This window comes from Herbidospora sp. RD11066 (genome assembly GCF_054661255.1).
On the sequence record NZ_BAAGDO010000001.1, the window covers coordinates 1,174,143 to 1,189,319 of the forward strand.

Genomic DNA, 15,177 nt, shown 5'->3' on the forward strand with positions numbered 1-15,177 from the left:
CCTCAAAGGGCGGTGACCCCCAGGTACGGGGGTCCCAGGAAACCTAGTCACGAGTGTGACCAGAATGGGGTGGGTGAGCTTAACGGTTATGGTCGCGCACGTTAACTTTCTGTGCCATACGCCCCGCTTTGATCTTTTTGAACCCTCTGACCTGCGGCTTTCGCGTGGCGTTTTGGAGGCTATCGCATGACTGAGTAAGTCGTTTACCCCCGAATCCCGGCAACTATCCAAATGATCAAACTTCAGATGGAAGTCACATATGAGACGACTTTTGATGGTTGTGTGTTTACCCGCGGTTCTTCTGTCGGCCGCATGCACCGACGCCCCTCAGGAAAGGCAGACCCCGTTGACCACCCGCATCGTCGACAGGACCGCGATGGACGACCGCCAGGACGCCCTGACGATCGCCTCGGCCGCGCTGGGGCGCGACGCCCAGGTGCGGGTGCTCAAACCGGAGGGCTGGACCGAGGGCTCGACCGGCTGGCCGGTCCTCTACCTCCTGCACGGCTGCTGCGAGCCGACCGGCGACACCTGGCTGACCAAGGGCGACGCCGCGAAGGTGACGGAGAAACTCAAAGCGGTCGTGGTGGTGCCCGAGGGCGGCAGCGACGGCTGGTACGCCGACTGGCTGGAAGGCCCCGCCTGGGAGACCTTCCACATGAAGGAGGTCCGCACCCTCGTCGAGGCCCTCTACGGCGTCGGTGACCGCCGCGCGATCGCCGGCCTGTCGATGGGCGGCCACGGCGCCCTCGGGTACGCCGCCCGCAACCCCGGGGTGTTCGAGTCGGTGGCGTCCTTCTCGGGGGTGCTCGACATCCGCATGGACGTCCCGGGCTTCTCGTCGTTCCTCCGCGACAACGGCGCCGACCCCGACAAGCTCTGGGGCCCGCTCCCGGCGAGGGAGGACAACTGGCGCGCCCACAACCCCGCCGACCTGGCCGACAGGCTGACGGGCCTACGCCTCTACGTGTCGTCGGGCAACGGTGAACCGGGCGAACTCGACGAGGGCGGCGGCACCGACTTCGGCGAACAGTCCATCCTCCGCCAGAACCAGCGCTTCATCCGAGCCGCGAAGAAGGCCGGCCTGACCCTGGAAACCGACCTCTACGGCAACGGCAAACACGACTGGCCCTACTGGACCCGAGCCCTGGAAAGAGCATTGCCGACCTTGCTGCCCTAACGTCCCGACCCGTCGGACCCCGCCACGTAATAGTGGCGGGGGGTCGTCGCGGCCATTCGGCCGGGGAGCAGGCGGAGGCATTCCGTGTGCAATTCCTGGGGTGTCATCGCCGTATCCACGCGGCAGACGAGTTCGCGATCAATTGCCGCCGCCACCCCGCAGGCGTCGGTTACCAGACGGGTCACTTCGGGGAGGGAAATCCATTGTCCGTCGGCGAAGACCCATGATTCATCGCGCTCGACCGGGACAATTCCTGAAATTTCGGAAATGTCGCAGACATTTCCGTCGGCGGCCGCGATCAATACCTTCGCGATTCCCTCGCCCAGCAATAACGCGTCCTCCCGAGGCAGCACCCGGGGATCGGCCCACAACGTCAGGTCCAGTTCACCGTGCAGCCGGTGCACCCACAGCGCCGTCCGGCACGGCAGGGTCGCCTCCGGCAGCCAGACCGCCCGCACCTCGTCGCCCGACGTCGCCGGGCGCCCGGTCCGCCCGGTCCCGCTCATGTCGTTGAAGACCAGGTCGCGGGCGAAGAACAGGCCCCGGTCCCGTTGCACCCGTTCCATGATCGAGATCAGTGCGTCCGCGTCGAACCTGCTGTTCTGGTACGCCCCCAGCGCCGCCCCCCGCATCCCCGCCAGGACCTCCTCGAAGTCCCGGGAGACGGGCACCGGCACGAGCGCGTCCTGCGCCAGCGGCCCCACGTACGACCGCAACTCGGGCCGGAACCGGTTGGCCGAGATCGACAGCACCCCGGTCAGCGGCACCCCGCCGTACAGACCGGCCAGCGCCGCGTAGGCGGCGAGGACGGCCGACGACGCGCTGACCCCGGTGCGGGCGGAGATCCGGGCGAGCGCCCGCGCCGCACCGGCCGAGCGCACGCGGAGCCGGGGCAGCCGCCACTCGTGCCCGGTGTCGTCGACCGAGACCGCCAAAGTCGAGCGGGGGACCCGGGACAGCGCGCCCTCCCAGTAGCGCAGCGCCGCCTCGGCCCGCTTCCGCCCGGCCGCCGACGTCTCGGCCAGGGCGATGTCGACCGGCTGCGGCGCGGTCACCGGTTCGAGGGGTTTCCCGACGACGATGTCGTCCCAGTCGGCCAGCAGCACGGCCAGCCCGGCGGCGTCGGCGGCGCTGTGGGTGGTCACCAGGGTCACCTGGTCGCCCGACACCCCGACCCGTAGGGGCAGCTCGTTCTCCAGGTCGAAGCGGACCGTGTGGTCGGCCTCGTCACCGATCGCCACCTCGCCCGAGCCGTGCACGCGCTGCACGTCGCCGTGGAAGGTCGTGCGCAGCGACTCGTGCCGGCCCACCAGGGTCAGCACCGCGTCGGGCACCGAGACCCCGGGCGGCAGCGAGCGGACCACCCGGTAGTTCATGTGCTCCGGCGGGTCGGTGCGGACGCAGCGGACCATGTTGGCCTGCCCGTGCGTCAGCGGCCCCTCGCGCGACGGGAGCCCGGAGAAGATCATTGGGGCCTCCCGTGGACGAGGGCGGCGGCCTCCTCGTCGGAGAGCTCGTCCAGTTCGGCGACGATGAGATCCTCGACCGCTGAGGCCAGCTGCTCGACCGTGGGCGCGTCGAAGATGACCCTGATCGGCACCTCCACCCCGGTGATCGCCTTGATCCGGGCCAGCGCGCGGGCCGCCAGCAGCGAGTGGCCGCCGATGGCGAAGAAGTCGTCGAGGGCGCCGACGCCGGTCAGGCCGAGGACCTCCCCGTACACCTCCGCGACCAGGGCCTCGGCGTCGCCGCGCGGCTCGACGTGGCCGAGCGAGGCGGCGGCGTCGGGGGCGGGCAGGCCGCGTTTGTCGACCTTGCCGTGCGGGGTGAGCGGCAGCGCGTCCAGCCACATCCAGACCGAGGGGATCATGTACGACGGCAGCGCCGCCCCCACCCAGTCGGACAGGTCGGTCCGGGTGCCGGTCACGTAGGCGACCAGCCGGTCGGCGTCGGCGATCACGACGGCGCCGGTGACCGACGGGTGCGCGGCCAGCCGCAGCTCGATCTCGGCCGGTTCGACCCGGTGCCCGCGCACCTTGACCTGGTCGTCGACCCGGCCGAGGAACTCCAGCCGCCCGTCGGCCAGGAATCGGGCCCGGTCGCCGGTCCGGTAGACCCGGCCGTAGGAGGTGGGCTGGAAGCGCTCGGCGGTCAGCGAGGGCCGGTTCAGGTAGCCGTCGGCGAGGCCCGAACCGCCCAGGCACAGCTCGCCCGGCATCCCCGGCGGCATCGACCGGCCGTGGGCGTCGAGGACCAGCGCGACCGCGCCGCCGACGGGCCGCCCGATCGACGGCCGGTCCTCCCCGGTGACGTCTCCGGCCGTGGCGATGATGGTGCCCTCGGTCGGGCCGTAGGTGTTGACCAGGCGTACCGCGTCACCGAACTTCGACCGCCAGCGGGCGACGGCGGCGCCGTTCAGCTCCTCGCCGCCGAGGATGACCAGCCGCAGGCGCGGCGGCATCTCCACGTCGAGCGTCACCAGCTCGTGGAAGTAGGCGGTCGGCAGGTCGAGCACCGTCACGTCGCGCCCGCGCGGGGAGGCTAGGAAGCCCGGCAGCGTCAGCGGCCCGTCGGGCAGCAGTTCGAGGGTCGCCCCGGCGGCCAGCGCCGGATAGATCTCCTCGGCGTGCGTGTCGAACGAGTAGGCCGCGAACTGCACGACGTGGTCGTCGGGGGTGAGCTCGTAGGCCTCCCGCATCCACGCCACCCGCGCCGCCAGCGCCTGGTGCCCGACGACGACGCCCTTCGGCGTCCCGGTCGAGCCGGAGGTGAACAGGACGTAGGCGGCGTCCTCGTAGCTGCCGCCCGCGGCCTCCTCGCGGAGGAACGCCTTGCGCGGTTCCGGCAGCGCCGGGTCGACCGGCAGGTAGGCGGCGCCGGAGGCCCAGGCGCCCAGGAGCGCGCCGATGCCCTCGGGGGTGCGGTCGAGGCCGACCTCGCGGATCGTCGTCCCGGGGGTGTGGACGGAGATCGGGAGCTCCCCATAGGCCACGGTGCGGCCGTCGGTCCGGATCGCCACCGCGTCGGGCCGTTCGGCGATCTGCCGGGCGATCATCGCGGGGACCCGTTCGGGGTCGGGGAGCGCGGGGCCGTACACGACCTGGTCGAGGAACTCCTCATCGGCCGGAGTGAGCAGCGGCAGCTCCGACAGGCGGCGCGCCGGGTCGGCGATGACGCCGTGCAGCAGCGTCGCCATCCGGGCGGCCAGGCCCTCGGCGGTCGCGGCGTCGTAGAGGAGCGTGTCGTATTCGAGCTGGACGTTGAGACCTTCGGCGTCCTGCCAGGCCTCCAGCAGCAGGTCGAACTTGGCCTGCGCGTGGCCGCTCGGCAGGTCGGTCACGGTCAGCCCGGAGAACGGGCGCGGCACCCGGCCGGTCTCGTGGGTGTGCAGGATCGCCATGGTCTGGAACACCGGCGTGCGGGTCAGGTCGCGCTCCAGCCGCAGCTCGCTGACCAGCTTCTCGAACGGCACGCCCCGGTGCTGGAAGGCGTCCAGGACGGTGGTCCTGGTCTTCAGCAGCAGGTCGGAGAACGTGGGGTCGCCCGACAGGTCGCCGCGCAGCACCAGGATGTCGGTCAGGTAGCCGATCACCGATTCGAGCGCGATGGTGTCGCGCCCGGCGTTGGAGGTGCCGACGAGGATGTCGGTCCGGCCGGTGTGCCGCGCGAGCGTGGTCTGGTAGGCGGCCAGCAGCGCCATGAACAGCGTCACCTTGTTGGCCCGCGCCATCGCGACCAGCTTCTCGGTCTCGGCGAGCCCGACGCGGAAGGTGACGATCGCGCTCGGCCCGGCGTTGCCGGTGCGCGGCCGGTCGGGGTGCAGGTCGAGCGGGGTCGGCTCGGCCAGCTGGCTCCGCCAGTAGTCGACCGCCTTCCTGCCGTCGCGGGCGCGCTGCCAGACGGCGACGTCGCCGAACTGGAGCGGCACCGGCGGCAGGTCGACGCCCGAGTAGGCGTCGGCGAGCTCGTCGAGCAGGATGTTCAGCGACACCCCGTCGCCGGTGATGTGGTGGGCGACGACGCAGAGCACGTGCCCGTCGGGCACCTCGATCACGGTGACCCTGATGGCGGGCCCGGCGGTGAGGTCGAACGGGGTGTTCACCCGGTCGGCCACCGGCCGCGCCGGGTCGTCGGCGGTGATCCACTCGATGACCGGCGTGACGTCCCGGATCTCCACGACGGGCTCGCCGTCGACGGCGGGGAAGGCGGTCCGCAGGATCTCGTGCCGTTCCGCGACGGTGACCAGGGCGGCCTGGAGCCGGGCGCGGTCGAGGTCGCCCTTCATCAGGCGGACCAGCCACATGTTGAACCCGGCGTCGGTGTCCGGGTGGAGCCGGTTGAGGAACCAGAGGCGCTCCTGCCCGGCCGACAGCGGCGGGTTCGTCCCGGCCGGGCGCGGCTGGGGCACGTGGTCGACCGGCGGACGGGCGCCGTCGATCTGGGCCGCCAGCCCGGCGACCGTGGGATGCATGAAGACCGTGCTCACCGGCAGCCGGACCGGCAGCCGCGCGATCACCCGGGTGGCCAGCAGCGAGTGCCCGCCCAGGGCGAAGAAGTCGTCGTCGGCCCCCGGAATGGGGGTCTTCAGCACGTCCGAGAACACCTTGGCGACCAGCCGCTCGGTCCGCGACTTCAGCATCCGCGAGGGCGCCGTGGTCACCTCGGCCTTCGGCAGCGCCTTGCGGTCGACCTTCCCGTTCGGGGTCAGCGGCAGCGCCTCCAGCACCACCACCCGGCTCGGCACCATGTACGCCGGCAGTACCCGCCGCGCCTCGTCGCGCACCCCGGAGGCGTCGCCGGTGACGAACGCGACGATCGTGTCGTCCTGGACGGCCACGACCGCCTGGCCGACCCCCTCGACCGACTCCAGCACCGTCTCGATCTCGCCGAGCTCGATGCGGTGGCCCCGGAGTTTGACCTGGTTGTCGGTCCGCCCGAGGAACTCGAGGGTGCCGTCGCCGAGCATCCGGACCAGGTCGCCGGTCCGGTAGAAGCCGTCGGCCGTGAACCTCTCCGCCGTCAGTTCGGGCCGGTCGTGATAGCCCCTGGCCAGGCCGAGCCCGCCGATGCGCAGCTCGCCGGGCACCCCGATCGGGGCCAGGTCGCCGTTCGGGGCGACCACGCGGATCACCGTCCCGGGTGTCGGGCGGCCGATGCTGATCGCCTCGGCGTCCGCGGGGACGTCCCAGGTGGTCGAGTAGATGGTCGTCTCGGTGGGGCCGTAGCCGTTGATCAGGCGGCTCGTGCGGGCGGTCAGCTCCCTGGCCAGCTTCGGCGGCAGCGGCTCACCGGCGGTGATCGCGGTGACCGGCGGCCAGTCGGCGGTGAGCAGCACCCGCCAGCCCGACGGCGTGGCCTGCACGTGGGTGACCCCGCTGTCGCGGATGAGCTCGGCGACCACCTGGGCGTCGCGGGCGTCCTCGGCGAAGACGACCCGCCCGCCGGTGATCAGCGGCAGGAACAGCTCCACCGCAGAAATGTCGAACGCGGTGCTGGTCAGCGCCAGCCAGACGTCGTCGGGCGTCGACCCGACGATGTCCCGCATGCCGAGCAGCAGATTCGCCAGCGCCGGATGGGTGACGACCACGCCTTTCGGAAGACCCGTTGACCCCGAGGTGTAGAGAATGTAAGCGGGCCCGTCAGGGGAGGTCGGAGTGAAATCGCGCTCCGGAACCGAGAGGTCCTCGTCGCGTAAAACGGCGTCGGCGCCTGAATCTTTCAGAATGTATTCAACGCGCGCCCGCGGATAGGCGGGGTCGACCGGCAGATAGGCCGCTCCGGCGAAATGCGCGGCGAGCATCGCGACGATGGTCTGAACGCCGCGCGAGGTCTGGATCGCGACCAGCCGCACCTCCGGCAGCGACGCCGCGACCGATTTGGCCCAGCGGAGCAGTTCGTCGTAGGTGACGTCGTCGACGGCGAGCGCGCCGGGGGTCCGGGCGGCCTGCTCGGCGAAGAGGGACGTCCACGTGCCGACCTCGTGGCCGGGGGCGCCCCGGCCCTGCTCGATCAGCCAGGCCCGCTCGTCGTCGGGCAGCAGGTCCACCGCGTCGAGCGACTGCGCGGGGTCGGCGAGGAGTTCGACCAGGAGGGTGCGGAACCGGTCGGCCAGGCGCCGCGCGGTGGCCTCGGTGAACAGCTCGGAGCTGTAGATCAGCGAGCCGGTCATCGAGCCGTCGGCGTGTGGCCACAGGTCGAGCGACAGGTCGCAGCGGGCGCCGGAGAAGCCGGTGGGGAACGCCTCGGCGTCGAGACCGGGCAGGGGGCTCGCGATCGCGTCGGCGGTGTAGTTGTGCAGGGCGAACATCGTCTGGAAGACCGGGGTGCGGCTCAGGTCGCGGGGCAGGCCCAGGTCGGCGATGACCTTCTCCAGCGGCACGTCGGCGTGCGACATGGCCTCGATCACCGTGCGCCGGGTCGCCTTCACGGCGTCGGCGAACGTGCCCGCCGGGGCTAATCGCAGCGGGAGCATGCTGGTCAGATGGCCGATGACGTGTTCCTGGCTGACGTCGTTGCGCCGGGAGACCGGGGTGCCGACGCAGAAGTCGTCCTGGCCCGAGTGCCGGGCCAGGAACGCCGCGAAGGCGGTCAGGTAGACCATGAACGGCGTCGCGCGCAGGTTCCGGGCCGTCTCCTGGGCCAGGACGGCCAGGCCCGGCGGGATCTCGACGCGCACCTCGCCGCCCAGGCCGCCCCGCCGCGCCGGGCGGGGCAGGTCGGTGGGCAGGTCGAGCACCGGCGCCCCGCGCAACTGCTCCACCCACCAGTCGGCGTCGCTCTCGACGGCCTCGATGATCTGCGGTTTCAGCGGTGGGAGCGCTCCAGACCCGCTGTAGGCGTCGGCCAGCTCGCGGGCCAGGATCCCCACCGACAGGCCGTCGGCGATGATGTGGTGCAGCGCGATCGCCAGCACGTGGTCATCGGGGCCGAGGCCGATCAGCACGACCTTGACGGGCGGCTGCGACAGGTCCATCGGCGCGTTGGCCAGCGCGCGCACCAGCTCGTAGGCCTCGCCCGCGTTCGCCGCCGTGACCTGGGATATCGGCACCGGGCCCGGTGGCAGCACCTCGGCCGCCGCGGTGGGGAAGCGGGTGCGCAGATTCTCCTGCCGGGACGCCGCGGTCTCGAACGCCAGCGCCAGCCGCGCCGGATCGAGGGGGCCGCGCAACCGGTAGGCGTGGCACGTCGTGTACGACGGATCTGCGGGGTCGAGCTGGTGCAGGAACCAGAGGCGTTCCTGCCCGGGGGACAGCGGGCGAGCCAAGGGGAGAACCGCCAAACCTATAACTGGAAAGTTTGCTTACAGTTAGCGCGATCGGCGTCAGTGAACCACGCCGATGGAGTGCCCGACAAGCCCTCGTTTCAGTCATTGTGTGCACGTTGTGGGCGTGCGAGACTGACGATCTCCGCTTAACTGTAAAGACTATTTACAGTAAGGGAAATTGACAAACCGTCGTCGGAAGAAGCATTCCGTGAGCACACTGTCGGCCGACAAGAAGGCCCTCCTCGCCCAGCGGTTACGACGCAGGGAGGAGACCCGCGCCATACCCCCGCGCGACCCGGCCGCGCCCCTCGTGCTCTCCCCGGCCCAGGAACGATTGTGGTTCCTGGAGCAATATCGGCCGGGCACCACCACGTACACCGTTCCCCTGACCATCCGCCTTGAGGGCGACCTCGACGACGCGGTGCTCGAAGACGCGTTCCACCAGGTCGCGGCCCGGCACGAGGTGTTCCGCACCCGCTTCGCCGGTGACGACGACGGCGTGCCGGTGGTGACCCTGCGGCCCGAGGCCGGCGCCGAGTTCCAGCTGCGGGAGGCCGCCTCCGAGGACGAGGCGCGGGAGATCATCGAGACCGCGCTGAAGCGCCCGTTCGACCTGGAGCACGGCCCGCTGCTGCGCGCCCTGGTGGTCCGGCTCTCACCGGCCGACCGGATCCTGCTGCTGTCGGCCCACCACCTCGTCACCGACGGCTGGTCGCACGACATCGTGCTGTCGGAGCTGCTCTCCCTGGCCAGGGGCGACGCGCTCAAGCCGCCGCCGAAGGTCGCCTACGCCGACTACGCCGTCTGGCAGCGCGACCGCGACCACACGAAGGACATCGCCCACTGGCGCGAGCACCTCAAGAACGTCCCGGTCCTCGACCTGCCGACCGACCGGCCGCGCCCGCCGGAGATGGGCCACGCCGGGGCGATGTACGAGCTCCCGGTGGACGTCGTCATCACCCGCGACGGCACAGTGACCCCCTACATGGTGCTGCTGGCCACCTTCCAGGTGCTGCTCGGCCGCTACACCGGCCAGGACGACTTCGCCGTCGCCTCCCCGAGCGCGGGCCGGAGCGTTCCCGAACTCGACGACGTGGCGGGGATGTTCATCAACACCCTCGCCATGCGGGCCGACCTCACCGGCGACCCGACGTTCACCGACCTGGTCGCCCGGGTCCGCGACCGTGCCCTCGACGCCTACGCCCACCAGGAGCTCCCGTTCGACCGGCTGGTCCAGGAGCTGGAGGTCGAACGCGACGTCTCGCGCTCGCCGATCGCCCAGGTGACGATGGCGCTCCAGAACTGGCGCCAGGGCCTCGACGGCCACGGCCTGACGCTGACCCCGTTCCGGGTCGAGGCCGGGGTGAGCCGCTTCGACCTGTCGCTCTATCTGTACGAGCGGCCGGGCGGCTACTGGGCGCAGTTCGCGTACAACACCGATCTGTTCGACCGCGCCACGATCGAGCGCCTCGGCGAGCACTTCGCGGCCCTGCTGGCCCAGGTCGTCGCCGACCCCGACCGCCCGGTCTCCACCTACGCCCTCCCGGCCGGGGAGGTGCTCGCCTTCTCCGACGGCGGCGCCGTCGACCGGGCCGGAACGCTCCTGCACGACGTGGTGAACGGCCCGCCCGGCCGGGTCGCGATCCGCTGCGACGGCGTCGACCTCACCTACGGTGACCTGGCGGAACGTTCCGACGCACTGGCCGCCCGATTACGCGACCTGGGCGCCGGACGCGACTCCCGGATCGCCGTCTGCTTAGAGCAGTCGGCCGAAATCGCGGTCGCCATCCTGGGTGTCCTGAAGGCGGGCGCCGCCTATGTGCCGCTTGACCCGGCGCAACCCGACGACCGCCTCGCCTACCTGGTGGACGACGCCGGCATCGACATCGCCGTGACCCGGCGCGAGCTGCCCGGCGTCACCCACACGGTCACCCCGGACGAACGCGGCTCTGGAGAGCTTCCGGAGATCTCCGAAGACGACCTCGCCTACGTCATCTACACCTCCGGCACCACCGGCCGCCCCAAGGGCGTGGCGGTGCAGCACCGGCAGATCCTCACCTATCTCTCGGGCGTCCGCGAGCGCCTGGCGCCCAAGGACGCCGGGTCCTACGCCCTGCTCCAGTCGCTCAGCTTCGACTTCGGCATCACCGTCTTCTACCTGTCGCTGATGACCGGCGGCACGCTGACGCTGCTCAACCCGCGCCTGGCGGCCGACGAACTCGCCGTGACGATGGCCGACAGTGACTACCTGAAGATCACCCCGTCGCACCTGGCCTCGCTGCTGCCCGAGGCCGACGTCCTGCCCAGGGAACTGCTCCTGCTCGGCGGCGAGGCCTCCCCGGCCGAGTGGGCCGCGGGCCTGCGCAGGCCGGGCCTGCGGGTGGTCAACCACTACGGCCCCACCGAGGCCACGGTCGGCGTCACCACCCACGACGTCCACGACGACGAGAAGGGCCTGCTGCCCATCGGCCGCCCGTTGCCCGGCGCCCGCGTCTACGTGCTCGACCCGGCCGGGAACCCCTGCCCGGTCGGCGTTCCCGGCGAGATCCACCTCGGGGGCGACCGGCTGGCCCGCGGCTACCTGGGCCGTCCCGCGCTCACCGCCGAGAAGTTCGTGCCCGACCCGTTCGGCGCACCCGGCGCCCGCATGTACCGCACCGGCGACCTCGGCCGCTGGCTGCCCTCGGGCGACCTCCAGTTCCTCGGCCGCCGCGACCTCCAGGTGAAGGTCCGCGGCTACCGGGTGGAGCTCGCCGAGATCGAGATCGTCCTGGCCGACCGCGAGGGAGTCGGCCAGGCCGTAGTGGAGCTGCGCGACGACCGCCTCGTCGCCTACCTGGTCGGCGAGGCGCGCGACCTGCGCACCGAACTGGCCGACCTGCTGCCCGACTACATGATCCCGTCGCGGTACGTCTGGCTCGACGCCCTGCCCCTGAAATCCCACGGCAAGGTCGACCGCGCCGCGCTGCCCGACCCCGGCACCGAGCGCGAGGCCGGGTCGGTCTACGTGGAACCGGCGACCGACCTCGAACGCGCCATCGCGGAGGTGTGGGCGGGCGTGCTCCAGGTCGACCGGGTCGGCGCCGAGGACGACTTCTTCGCCCTCGGCGGCCACTCGCTGCTGGCCGCCCAGGTCGTGGCCAAGCTCCGCCGCGTCACCGAACGCCCGGTGACGATCATGGACATCTTCAAGCACCGCACGGTCAGAGCCCTGGCGTCGAGAAAGGACGACGGGCCCAGAAAGCTCCTGCACCGCCTCACCCCGCCGAGACGCACGACCACCAACCTCGTCTGCGTCCCGTACGGCGGCGGCAGCGCCGCGATCTACCAGCCCCTCGCCGACGCGCTGCCCGACCACGTCGCCCTCTACTCGGTGGCCGTCCCCGGCCAGGAGTGGGGCCTCGACGAGGAAGGGCGGCCGATCCCCGAGGTCGCCGACGAGTGCGCCAAGGAGATCCTGGCGCGGGTCCCCGGCCCGATCGCCCTCTACGGCCACTGCGGCCTGGGCGTCATGCTCGCGGTCGAGATCGTCCGCCGCCTGGAGGCGGCCGGACGCGAGGTCGAGGTCCTGCACCTCGGCGGCGTCTTCCCGTTCTCCCGGCCCAGCTCGCTGGTCGGCAAGGTCCGCACCATGGCCGAGAAGATGCGCTCCGACCGGATGTGGGCCAACGGCCTCATCGCCGCCGGTCTCGACGTCGAGGAACTCGACGACGACCAGCTCAGGGCGATCATCAAGAACCGCCGAGAGGGCACCCGCGAGGCGGAGGCCTACTTCACCAAGCTCTGGTCGGAGTCGGGCGGACCGGTGATCAACGCCCCGATCGTCGCCGTCGTCGGCGAGCGCGACCCGGCCACCGAGTTCTACCAGGAACGCTTCCGCGAATGGCTGCGGCTGGCCCCGGCCAGCTCGTGCGTCGTCCTCGACGAGGCCGGGCACTTCTTCCTCAAGCACCGCGCCGAGGAACTCGCCGAGATCGTCACCACCCGCGAGGTCGTGCCCCGGACCGCCGAGAGCACCTGGTGGACCCAGGCCACCTCCGACGAGCCCGTCGTCGACGAGGGCCCGAAGCCGAGCATGAAGCGGTTCGGCGCCGTGGCCGCGGGGCAGCTCGTCTCGATCATCGGCTCGGCGCTGACCGAGTTCGCCGTACCCCTGTGGATCTACGTCACCACCGGCTCACTGGTCAACTTCGCGCTGTTCTCCGTCATCGGCCTGCTGCCCGGCATGCTGGTCGCCCCCTTCGCGGGCGTGATCGTCGACCGGTACGACCGCCGCAAGGTCATGCTCGCCGGAGACGTCGGCGCCTGGTCGACCCAGCTCGCCCTCGGCATCCTGCTGTGGACCGGCAACCTCCACGTCTGGACGATCTACCCGCTCCTCGCGATCCTGTCGATAGCGCTGACCTTCCAGCGGCTCGCCTACGGCGCCTCGATCCCGCAGCTCGTCCCGAAACGGCTGCTGGGCCATGCCAACGGCATCGTGCAGATGGTCACCGGGTCGTCCCAGCTCATCGTGCCGCTGATCGCCGCCGGGCTGATGGGCACGATCGGGCTCGAGGGCATCCTCATCATCGACGTCGTCAGCTACACCTTCGCGATCGCCTCGGTGCTGCTGGTGAAGTTCCCCCGCGTGATGGGCCTGCGCCGCCGCGAGACCATCTGGGCCGAGATGGTCGGCGGGTTCCGCTACACCTGGTTCAACCTGAACTTCCGCGCCATGCTGCTGTTCTTCGCCGGCCTCAACGTCTTCCTGTCGCCGCTGTTCCTGCTGCTCAGCCCGCTCGTGCTGGCCGACGTCACCCGGGACGTCAGTGACGTCGCCCGGGTGTCGTTCGCGGGCGGCGTCGGCGTGCTGCTCGGCGGTCTGCTGGTCGCCCTGTGGGGCGGTCCGCGACGGCACCGGATGCGCGGCATGCTGCTGGCCACCCTCGGGCTGGCGGTGTTCTGCGCGGTCACCGGCCTCGACCGGAGCCTCGTGATCATCGCGATCGGCGCGTTCGGCATGTCGTTCGCGCTGACCGTCGTCAACGGCGTCTACGCGACGATCATCCAGGTCAAGGTGCCGCAGCGGTTCCACGGCCGGGTCATCGCCCTGAACACCCTGGTCGCCTGGTCGACCCTGCCGCTGGCCTTCGGCGTGGTCGCGCCGCTCGGCGCCGAGTTCATGGAGGACGCCGTCGGCGGCCCCGCGGGCGCCGGCATCGGGCTCCTGTACGTCATCTTCGCCGGTGCCATCGCCCTCATCGCCCTCGTGGCGCTGCGGGTGCCGCTGCTGGCCCGGTTCGACGCCGACGTGCCCGACGCGCCGCCGGACGACCTCATCGGTCTTCAGGCGGTGGCGGACCGGCGAGAGGCAGCCTTATCACGAACCTGACACCGTTGGGCTCCGACTCCACCGTGACCGTGCCGTGGTGCGCCTCGACCACCTCGCGGGCGATGGCCAGGCCCAGGCCGCTGCCGCCGCGCTGCCGGCTGCGGGCCGCGTCGAGCCGGGTGAACCGCTCGAAGATGCGCTCGCGGTCGGCCTCGGGGATGCCGTCGCCGTCGTTGTGCACGGTCAGCACGGCCTGGCCGCCCTCGGCGGTCAGGCTGACGGAGACCTCGCTGGCGGCGTGCCGGTCGGCGTTGTCGAGCAGCTCGCCGAAGGCCCGCGCGAGCTGGGGTTCGATCGCCTCGACGACCACGCCCGGCTCCAGGCGCAGCTTCCTCGGCATGCGCTCGGAACTGGGCTTGAGCCGGGCGCCGACCAGCCCGGCCAGGTCGACCCGCTCCCTGACGTGGGCGTCGGCCGACCCCACCCGGGCCAGGAACAGCAGGTCGGTGACGATCGCCTCCAGCCGGTCGGTGTCGCGCAGCGCCGCCTCGATCGCCTCGGGCATGTCCTCGACGTGCAGGCGCCCGCTCTCCAGCTGGGCCCTGATGCCGGCGATGGGGGTGCGCAGCTCGTGGGAGGCGTCGGCGGCGAACTGGCGCTGCTGCTCGATCGCCCGTTCCATGCGGCCCAGCGTGGCGTTGGCGGTGCGGGCCAGCCTGGCGATCTCGTCGTCGCCCGGCGGGAGCGGTACCCGCCGGGACAGGTCGCGGGCGGTGATCTCGGCCAGCTCGTTGGTGATGTCCTCCACCGGCTGGAGGGCGCGGCCGGTGATCCGCCAGGCCAGCCAGCCGATCAGCGCGGTCAGCAGCGCCACCTGCACCGTGATCGCCAGGGCCATGCTGCGGGTGGCGAGGAAGCCGGGGGCCTCGCGGGCGGCGTACACGACCTCGCTGTTGGGGTCGGGGGTGGCTCTTATGCCGACCCCGTAGACGCAATCTTTGTCGGGCAGGGGGCAGGAGGTGAACCGGATGATCCGGTTGTCGGGCGCCGGCCAGACGGCGGTGACCGGGGGCAGGTCGCGGGCCGGGTTGCTCGACTCGATCACCCGGCCGCCCGGGGCGACGACCTGGACATAGGTGATGCCGTCGCGGATCGGGATCGGGTCGGGGACGTTGCCCATCCGGATCTCGGCGGAGATCTGCGAGGCGATGTTCTGACTCGACTCGAAGATGTTGTCGATCACCAGCCTGCGGGTGATCATGTTGCCGCCGACGCCGACCGGGATGAGGATCAGCAACGCCACGGTCACCGCGACGAGCGTGAGCCGCATGCGAATCGAGCGGGTCCGCAGCCAGGGGAGGGACATCCCTTGAGGCTACTCACCGTGATCTCATCGCGCCGCCCCGACAACACCAAAGG

Annotated in this window: 5 protein-coding genes; 2 read left to right on the forward strand and 3 right to left on the reverse strand. The window is 71.4% G+C overall.

The features are described from left to right. The first annotated feature begins 346 nt into the window (after positions 1–346). The gene (locus ACYQ78_RS05330) at positions 347–1,180 is read left to right on the forward strand and encodes an alpha/beta hydrolase (RefSeq protein WP_459799534.1); all 834 of its coding nucleotides are present in this window, start codon (positions 347–349) and stop codon (positions 1,178–1,180) included. Here the strand turns inward: ACYQ78_RS05330 and ACYQ78_RS05335 are convergent. Both ACYQ78_RS05335 and ACYQ78_RS05340 read right to left on the reverse strand, forming a co-directional pair. Then, entirely contained in the window at positions 1,177–2,649 is a 1,473-nt protein-coding gene (locus ACYQ78_RS05335) for a hypothetical protein (RefSeq protein WP_459799535.1), read from the reverse strand. The two genes, ACYQ78_RS05330 and ACYQ78_RS05335, sit on opposite strands and share 4 nt — an antisense overlap. Next, entirely contained in the window at positions 2,646–8,444 is a 5,799-nt protein-coding gene (locus ACYQ78_RS05340) for an amino acid adenylation domain-containing protein (protein ID WP_459799536.1), read from the reverse strand. The genes ACYQ78_RS05335 and ACYQ78_RS05340 overlap by 4 nt, the downstream gene beginning before the upstream one ends. Positions 8,445–8,652: 208 nt before the next feature. On the opposite strand from ACYQ78_RS05340, the gene ACYQ78_RS05345 reads away from it, so the two are divergent. Next, a complete protein-coding gene (locus ACYQ78_RS05345) occupies positions 8,653–13,818 on the forward strand; it encodes an amino acid adenylation domain-containing protein (protein ID WP_459799537.1) in 5,166 nt (1,721 codons plus the stop codon). Here ACYQ78_RS05345 and ACYQ78_RS05350 read toward each other — a convergent pair. Continuing rightward, the gene (locus ACYQ78_RS05350) at positions 13,763–15,124 is read right to left on the reverse strand and encodes a sensor histidine kinase (protein WP_459799538.1); all 1,362 of its coding nucleotides are present in this window, start codon (positions 15,122–15,124) and stop codon (positions 13,763–13,765) included. The two genes, ACYQ78_RS05345 and ACYQ78_RS05350, sit on opposite strands and share 56 nt — an antisense overlap. Between the last annotated feature and the right edge of the window lie 53 nt (positions 15,125–15,177).